Genomic DNA, 7,971 nt, shown 5'->3' on the forward strand with positions numbered 1-7,971 from the left:
TACACGTTTGAAGGAACTCACCATGACATCTCAAACAGTTCAAAAGGCGCTCAGCCCGAAGCGGGCCGTGCCGATCATCCTGTTTACCTTCGTGTTCTCGCTGATCATCGATAACGGTTTCAAGTTCATGACCGACTCGATGGGTGAGGCGCTCAACCTTTCCCTCAATGAGGTCAGCTTGCAGGCCTCGCTCGCGGGCGTGATCATCGGCATCGGCGCGGTGGTGTACGCGGCATTGGCTGACGTGGTGAGTATCCGCAAGCTACTGATGGTCGGTATCACGCTGACGCTGGTCGGCTCGGTCATCGGCTACCTGGGTCAGAACGTGTGGGGGCTGGTCCTGGCCGGCCGCGTGGTGCAGACCACCGGCCTCGCTGCGGCGGAGACGCTCTACGTCATCTACGTGACCAAACACCTCAGCGAGAAGGATCAGAAGACCTACCTGGGCTTTTCCACGTCTGCTTTCCAGGGCGCGACGCTCTTCGGCGCGCTGACCTCGGGCTACATCGCCACCCATATCTCGTGGACCGCGATGTTCCTCATCCCGCTCATCCTGATCTTCGCCGTCCCCGTCATCATGAAGACGGTCCCGGAGGAGGCCTCCCTGGAGTCGGGCCATGTCGACTGGCTGGGCTTGTTCCTCATCGCCGTGCTCGCGACCAGCGCCATCATGTTCATGCAGGCCTTCCAGGTACTGTGGCTCATCCCGCTGGTTCTCGCGCTGGTCGCATTCATCGCCCACGTGAAGAAGGGCAAGCGCCCGCTGGTCAACCCGGAGTTCTTCCAGAACCGCGCCTACGTCACCGCCATCGTGCTCGTCGCGATTGTCTACTCGGTGCAGCTCGGCTACCTGGTGCTCTTCCCCGCAATGGCGAAGGCCGTCCACGGGCTCAGCGCTGACGACGCCTCCCTGCTGCTCATCCCGGGCTACACCGGCGCCGTCATCGTCGGCGCGCTCTCAGGCAAGATCGGCAAGTTCTTGCCGACGCGCCCCGCGATCTTCACCGCACTCGCCTCCATCACCATCGCGTTGCTGCTCCTCGCAGTCGGGATGGAAGCCAGCCCGTGGGTCTTCATGCTTTCCTCCCTGCTCTTCGCCTGCGGTTTCGCCCTGCTGTACGCGCCACTGGTCGCGACGGCAATCGGCAATATCCCCGCTGCGAAGTCGGGTATCGCAATCGGTTTCTACAACCTCACAATCAACGTCGCCGTCCCGCTCGGCATCGCGTACAGCGCGAAGCTGGTGGATCTCGGCCTTGGGGTGCCAGGCTTCCTGCCACAAAACTCGGGCAGCTACCCCACCGTCATGCTCATCCTGGCCATCATCGCAGTCGCCGGCACCGCGCTCTATGCAGCGCTCACTGCGCGCATGAAGCAACCGGCTTAACCTGCACACTTTCTACAACTCAAGGAGTTTTTCAACATGCTTACTCGCCAAAATGTCGCCCAGATGATCGACCACACGCTGCTCAAGCCGGAGGCCACCCACGAGGACGTCGCCAAGCTTATCGACGAAGCTTCGCACCTCGGCACGTACTCCGTCTGCGTCTCCCCATCCATGCTGCCCATCGAGACCCCAGCTGATCTGAAGGTCGCAGTGGTGTGTGGCTTCCCGTCCGGCGCAGTCCCAACTGAGGCAAAGGCTGCCGACGCCGCACACAGCGTTGCCAACGGCGCGGACGAGGTTGACATGGTCATCAACCTGGGTGCCGCCAAGGAAGGCAAGTGGGACGTCGTACGCGACGACATCGCCGCAGTAAAGAAGGCGTGCGGCGACAAGCTGCTCAAGGTCATCATCGAGTCCGCCGTCCTCACCGACGAGGAGATCGTCGCAGCGTGCAAGGCTTCCATGGAGGCCGGTGCCGACTTCGTGAAGACCTCGACAGGCTTCCACCCCGCTGGTGGTGCCTCCGCGCACGCGGTGAAACTGATGCGCGAGACCGTCGGCGACAAGCTCGGCGTGAAGGCCTCCGGCGGCATCCGCGACGCCGCCACCGCGAAGGAAATGATTGAGGCTGGCGCGTCCCGCCTGGGCCTGTCCAGCTCCGCAGCGGTGCTGGAAGGGTGGAACTAACAATGGCTACTGATCTTCGTGCACAGGCCGAGGCTTGGATCGCGCAAGATCCCGATCCCGCCACCCGCGAGGCGTTAACTGCCGTCCTCGACGACGAGGCCGAGCTTGCGAAGGCCTTCGCCGGCCCGCTCCAGTTCGGCACCGCGGGGCTGCGCGGCGAGATTGGCTTCGGCGAGTCCCGCATGAACCAGGCCGTGGTCATGCGCGCCACCGCCGGGCTCATGGAATGGCTCAAGCAGCAGGTGGACACGCCTCGCGTGGTCATCGGGTGCGACGCCCGCCACGGCTCCGCCAAATTCGCGCAGGCCGCAGCTGAGGTCGTCGCCGGCGCGGGTGGGCACGCCATGCTGTTGCCGCTGGCCCAGCCGACCCCGCTGACTTCCTTCAGCGTGCGCACGCTCAACGCCGACGCCGGCATCATGGTCACCGCCTCCCACAACCCGAAGTGGGACAACGGCTACAAGGTCTACCTCGGCGGGCGCGTCGTCGACGCAGATAACGCCGCCGGCTGCCAGATCATCTCACCTGCCGACGCCGAGATCGCCGCCTGCATCGCCGCCGCACCTGGCGCGACGGACCTCCCGCTCGACACGACCATCGAGCAGGTGGACACCCGCGAGGACTACGTCGCCGCCACCAGCGCGCTTAGCGACCTCGACGGCACCCCACCGATCACGATCGTGCTCACACCAATGCACGGCGTCGGTGGCGAACTCGCACGCGCCACCCTGGAGGCTGCGGGCTTTGGGGACGTAGTGGGCGTCGAAAAGCAGTGGAAGCCTGACCCTGATTTCCCCACCGTCGCCTTCCCCAACCCGGAGGAAGACGGTGCCCTCGATCTTGCCGTCGAGAGGGCGAACGAGGTCAACGCAGACGTCATCATCGCCCTCGACCCCGACGCCGACCGCTGCGCAGTCGCCGTCCCGGCGCGCACCACCCCAAGCGCGGGCACCCCGCTGGGCAACGGCTGGGTGAAACTCTCCGGCGACGAGACCGGAGCACTGATCGGCGAGTACATGGCGTCGCGCGCGCAGGGCGGTTCGACGGCGTGCTCGATTGTTTCGGGCAGGCTGCTCGGCAAAATCGCGGCAGCGCACGGGCTCGAGCACGCAACGACGCTCACCGGGTTCAAGTGGATCGGACGCACCCCGCAGCTCGTGTTCGGCTACGAGGAAGCGATCGGCTACTGCGTCGACCCGGCGCACGCCCGCGACAAGGACGGCATGTCCGCCGCGGTGATCGTCGGCTCGATCGTGGCGCAGCTCAAGGCGCGCAACATGAGCGTGCTCGAGCAGTTCGACGCCCTGGCCAGCAAGTACGGACTGTACCGTACCCAGCCGCTGACCTTCCGCGTCGAAGACCTCTCCCTCATCAGCGACGCCATGCAGCGCCTCCGCGCACACACCCCGACGGAGCTCGCTGGCTCTGAGGTTGTCGAGTACGTCGACCTCAACAACGGCTACGGCGCCACCCCAGGCACCAACGGCATCCTGATCCGCACCGCGGACAACGACCGCGTAGTCATCCGCCCGAGCGGCACCGAGCCGAAGCTGAAGTGCTACCTCGAGGTGGTCCTGCCAGTCGAAACAGGAGAGGCGCCTGACTGGGCCGCCGCAGACGCCCGCCTGGCCACCATCAGCGACGCCACCCGCGCGCTGTGCGGAATCTAACTGCGCTATACTATCGAAGGCTTGGGCGCCGATTTATCGACGCCCAGCTCAGCCTCCATAGCTCAGTGGATTAGAGCAACCGGCTTCTACCCGGTGTGTCGCGGGTTCGAATCCTGCTGGGGGCGCTTTTCGTTTACCCCCGTTGCCTGGCGTTTTACCTGGTGGTGGGGGTGTTTTTGTTGGTATGGTGGGTTTGAAGAAAGGACCCACAATGAGATTCACACTCCTTGGAGCCGGAACCGGCATCATCACCACCCTCGCAGGCGCCAACCCTCTTTTCGGTCTCGCCTTCCTTGCCGTCGGTTACGGCATCGACAAGAACAAAAAGAAGGCATAGCCGTGCAGCCCATCATTATCGATGAGTAGACCGGCCGCGCCTATGGCGCGTTCCGGAATGTGCCGAGCACTGTGGCGTCTCCCCTGTCACGTGGCGCGCCAGCCGCCCAGGCAGCCCCGTAAAGAACAGCCCTCAAGCAAAACAACTTCACTCGTAGCACACTCGTATGTGCTGGTAGGATAGCGGTCCATTAGGTTCGAGTACCGTTGGGTTCCTGAAGCCTCTCTAAAGTTGGTGATCACTATGTCCAATATTCTTGACGCCGGCCAGTATGTGACCGAACTCATCCCCGGCGTCGACAAGATGAAGCTTTATAAAATCTGCTTCTTTTCCCAAGGCTGGCACCTTGCCTGGACCGGAATGCCATTATTTGAAGAAGAGCTGCAAGCTTGGGCAAAAGGACCCGTCCCCTATGACCTCCGCCGCAGTACAGAAAACGTCGCGCGTGGATGGGAGGTCCCACACGTTCCTGGTGGGAATTCTTCGGCACTTTCGCCATTTGCCCGAGCAACGATTGAAAGCGTTGTGAATTTCTACGGTTCGCTGACATCCGCGGAGTTGTCAGACATGAGCCACGGTCGAGCTTGGCAGGAAGCACGCAGCAACGCGGTCGGGGCCACGCATTGTAGCAGCGCTTTGAGCATGACCACGATGCGCGAAGAGTTCACGGAGTTGCTCCAGTCAGGACATTCTGTCCCAGACTCGCCTTCCCTGCCAGACGTGGATCACCTTCCTAGCTTCGATCATCTGCTTGCCACTGCACATGAAGTCGAAGCGGAATGGCACAACACCCTTTCACTCCTCGCGGACCGGTAATCAACGCAATTGTCTGACCACAGTGAAGCTTCCAGAGAGCAGCTTTTAGCTCAAATGCTCGTGGAGTTGGCGTGCGCAGTGAATCAAGGCTGCGGGGATCGTGTAAACGCGAACGGAGAACCGGAGAGTTATCTTGGATTTACTGTGGACCGGGCTTCTTTGGAAAGTGCAGTTTACGCCCCGTTCCAGTTATTCAGTGGCCAGCCCCGGTACGCCTCGGTGTTTGATAGAGGAGCCGCGCTGACCGTCCATATAGCCAATAACCATCCATTTGCCGATGGCAACAAGCGCACCGCACTTATCGTTGGGCTCACTTATCTGCGCTTGTTTTCGGTTCATGTCCGAGAGCCAGAGGGCAAGGGACCTGATTTAGCCGCAGGCGAAGAAGGCGCCCGACTGATGGAGTACATCGTTACACATGCCGCGGATTTGGATTCGGTCATCGCACACACCAGCCGCGCATTTCAACGCTGGGCCGACATTGATGGTCTAGCGCGACGCCACCGACAAAAATAGCATCGCCCCCGATGTACCATGGCGCCATGTCCGTCTTAATGTCTTCCGCTCAGGCCCGCGAGTTGCTGGCCGCAGCGCATGAAACTGAGGAGCGCACCAGGGAGAGACCGGCCGTTCCTTGGGGGTGGATCTTGTGCGCGGCGGTCTGCTTCGGGGCGAGCCTGCCGCTGATCTTTGTTCTCGACCAGTTTTGGCCGTTCCTCCTGTTTGTGCCATGTATCGGGTGCATCGTTGTCATCGAGCGACGCAGGTCAAACGGCGTGCGCTCAAGCATCCGACAGCCGGTCAAAGAGGACCCAAAAATGTCGTTTCTTCCCTTCGGCGTGTACTTCCTCTGCATATCGCTCTTGCAGGTCGCCCCGCTTCAGAACAAGGTGTTCTCGAGTCTGCTCGGCGCGTTCGCGACCGTCGTTTTCGTCGTTACGTACGCGAGGAGCTGGAGGAACAATGCCTGATATTTTGTTGCAACCCTCGTGCTTGAGCATCTGCGCCGCACTCTTTGCCGCCGAGTCCACCACCAGCGACGTCGGCGCCGCAGAGAACAAGGAGATGCACCCCAAGCGGCTGCGTACTCTCACCCAGCTAGAGAGCGACGCCTACCTCACGGCCATCGACGCGCTCAAAGAAGCCGGCTACGTCTCCCTGTTTACGGACCGCAAGGCGAACCCGGACAAGAACGTGGACTGGGTCTCTCTGACCGCTACCGGTGCCCGCGCATACCAGGACTGTATCGAGGAGTTGCGCTCGATTGCGGAGTCGGGCAGTCGGGTACCCTGAGGTGCATGACATTTCCCTCCCCAACTACTGATTCGTTCGCGCTGATTACCGGCGCTTCACAGGGCATCGGTGAGGCAGTTGCGCGCCAACTTGCTGCTGCTGGATATAACGTACTGCTGGTGGCGCGTCGAGAAGCGGTGCTGATGCAGCTTGCCAACGAGCTGGCACAAGCGCACGGCATCAACGCCGAAGTCTTCGCGGCAGACCTGTCCAAGGAGCGCGACGTGACCGCACTGCTGGACTACATCGGGCAGAAGAAGATCACCATCTGCGTGAACTCCGCCGGTATCGCCTCCTTTGGTCCGTTTATGAAGCAGGACTGGAACTACGAGACGGACCAGTTCAACCTCAACGCCACGGCGGTGTTCCGCATCACGAAGGCGGTGCTCGACCAAATGGTGCCGCGTGGCGAGGGTTCGCTGTGCAACGTGGGCTCGGCAGCAGGTAACATGCCGATCCCGAACAATGCCACGTACGTGTTTACGAAGGCGGGCGTCAATACGTTTACGGAGGCCCTGCACTATGAGCTCAAGGACAGCGGCGTACACTGCACTCTGCTCGCGCCGGGGCCGGTGCGTGAGGCTGAGGTTCCTGAGGAGGAGCAGTCGATCGTGGACAAGGTGGTGCCGGACTTCCTCTGGACCACGTACGAGTCCTGCGCGAAGGACACCATCAGCGCGATGCGCAGCAACAAGCGCCGCGTAGTGCCGGGTCCGCTTTCCAAGGTGATGGATTTCGTATCGACGTACGCTCCGCGCGGCGCCCTCGCCCCGATCATGGGGCGGTTCTACGCAAAGATGGGAGAAGAATAGATGGATGTCCCTGCAAAAAACGACCGCATCGTGTGGGTCGACCTGGAGATGACGGGCCTGGATACGTCCCGCCACGTCATCGTGGAGGTCGCAGCGCTCGTCACCGATGCCCAGCTTGAGATTCTCGACGAGGGCTTGGACCTCGTCGTCCACGCCACCGAAGATGAGCTCGCGGAGATGGATGACTTCGTCCTGAACATGCACACCGAGAACGGGCTTCTCGACGAGATCCGCTCCTCCTCCGTGTCCATCAAGGAGGCTGAGGACGCGGTCCTCGCGCTGATTGCAAAGCACTGCGACCCAGACCACCCAGCGCCGCTTGCTGGCAATTCCATCGCCACCGACCGGTCATTCATCCGGGAGCAGATGCCGCGTCTCGACGCCGCCCTACACTACCGCATGATCGACGTCTCCACCATCAAGGAGCTCTCACGCCGCTGGTTCCCGCGCGCTTACTACAACCAGCCCGAGAAGGGGCTGGCGCACCGCGCGCTCGCCGACATCGTGGAATCCATCCAGGAGCTCGACTACTACCGGCGTTGCGTATTCACCCCGGAACCAGGACCGGATTCTGAGGTGGCCGCCGACGCTGCAGCCGCCGCACACGCCCACTACCAGCGGTTTTTGCAATCCTAGGCTTTCATTGTAAAGTAGTTCCCGCTGTTGAAAAACAGCGATGGTGGCTGTAGTTCAGCTGGTAGAGCACCAGGTTGTGATCCTGGGTGTCGCGGGTTCGAGCCCCGTCAGCCACCCCGAGAGTGCCCCGTAACCTGCACAAGCAGGTTGCGGGGTACATTGCTTTTGACAGCAGGTACGTTAAGCCAAGAATTGTTGGGTTAAGCGGCTTAAGGGACATTTTGTGTGTTTTTACGGCGTGTCGCGATAAGGGACATTTTGTGTGTGTTTAGCTGCGTCCAGCCCACCCTTTTCTCACGCCTAAGCTGGGGTTCCACTGACCATCAATGCCGA

General features: G+C 61.6%; 10 protein-coding genes and 2 tRNA genes. All 12 read left to right on the top strand.

What is annotated here, in order from left to right; translation table 11 throughout:
- The first annotated feature begins 22 nt into the window (after window positions 1-22).
- The 12 genes from BJP06_RS08715 to BJP06_RS08765 all read left to right on the top strand — a co-directional run bounded on the left by BJP06_RS08715 (window position 23) and on the right by BJP06_RS08765 (window position 7,754).
- Window positions 23-1,387, top strand: a complete 1,365-nt coding sequence (locus tag BJP06_RS08715) for an MFS transporter (RefSeq protein WP_071567636.1) — start codon at window positions 23-25, stop codon at window positions 1,385-1,387.
- A 36-nt stretch (window positions 1,388-1,423) separates the two neighbouring features.
- Window positions 1,424-2,074 carry a deoxyribose-phosphate aldolase gene (gene deoC, locus BJP06_RS08720; protein ID WP_071573575.1) on the top strand — a complete coding sequence of 217 codons (651 nt, stop codon included), beginning with the start codon at window positions 1,424-1,426 and terminating at the stop codon, window positions 2,072-2,074.
- 2 nt (window positions 2,075-2,076) lie between these two features.
- Complete coding sequence (locus BJP06_RS08725) at window positions 2,077-3,744, top strand: phospho-sugar mutase (protein WP_071573576.1); 1,668 nt, start codon at window positions 2,077-2,079, stop codon at window positions 3,742-3,744.
- Between the two features lie 51 nt (window positions 3,745-3,795).
- Window positions 3,796-3,869, top strand: a tRNA-Arg gene (locus tag BJP06_RS08730).
- A gap of 86 nt (window positions 3,870-3,955) precedes the next feature.
- Window positions 3,956-4,081, top strand: coding sequence for a hypothetical protein (locus BJP06_RS12325; protein WP_255365827.1), 126 nt, complete (start codon window positions 3,956-3,958; stop codon window positions 4,079-4,081).
- Window positions 4,082-4,324: 243 nt separating this feature from the next.
- Window positions 4,325-4,897: a Panacea domain-containing protein gene (locus BJP06_RS08735; RefSeq protein ID WP_071573577.1), complete on the top strand. Its 573-nt coding sequence runs from the start codon at window positions 4,325-4,327 to the stop codon at window positions 4,895-4,897.
- A gap of 78 nt (window positions 4,898-4,975) precedes the next feature.
- Window positions 4,976-5,413, top strand: coding sequence for a type II toxin-antitoxin system death-on-curing family toxin (locus BJP06_RS08740; protein ID WP_218161320.1), 438 nt, complete (start codon window positions 4,976-4,978; stop codon window positions 5,411-5,413).
- Window positions 5,414-5,439: 26 nt separating this feature from the next.
- The gene (locus BJP06_RS08745; protein ID WP_143110604.1) at window positions 5,440-5,868 is read left to right on the top strand and encodes a hypothetical protein; all 429 of its coding nucleotides are present in this window, start codon (window positions 5,440-5,442) and stop codon (window positions 5,866-5,868) included.
- Window positions 5,861-6,190 (top strand): hypothetical protein, encoded by a 330-nt coding sequence (locus tag BJP06_RS08750; RefSeq protein ID WP_071573580.1) that lies wholly within the window; start codon window positions 5,861-5,863, stop codon window positions 6,188-6,190. Before BJP06_RS08745 ends, BJP06_RS08750 begins: the two co-directional genes overlap by 8 nt.
- A gap of 5 nt (window positions 6,191-6,195) precedes the next feature.
- A complete protein-coding gene (gene cmrA, locus BJP06_RS08755; protein WP_071573581.1) occupies window positions 6,196-7,002 on the top strand; it encodes a mycolate reductase in 807 nt (268 codons plus the stop codon).
- On the top strand, window positions 7,003-7,638 hold the full coding sequence (gene orn, locus BJP06_RS08760; RefSeq protein ID WP_071573582.1) for an oligoribonuclease: 636 nt from the start codon (window positions 7,003-7,005) through the stop codon (window positions 7,636-7,638).
- A 43-nt stretch (window positions 7,639-7,681) separates the two neighbouring features.
- Window positions 7,682-7,754, top strand: a tRNA-His gene (locus BJP06_RS08765).
- Window positions 7,755-7,971 lie beyond the last annotated feature (217 nt).

This window comes from Corynebacterium sp. NML120713 (genome assembly GCF_001875735.1).
GTDB lineage: Bacteria > Actinomycetota > Actinomycetes > Mycobacteriales > Mycobacteriaceae > Corynebacterium > Corynebacterium pseudogenitalium.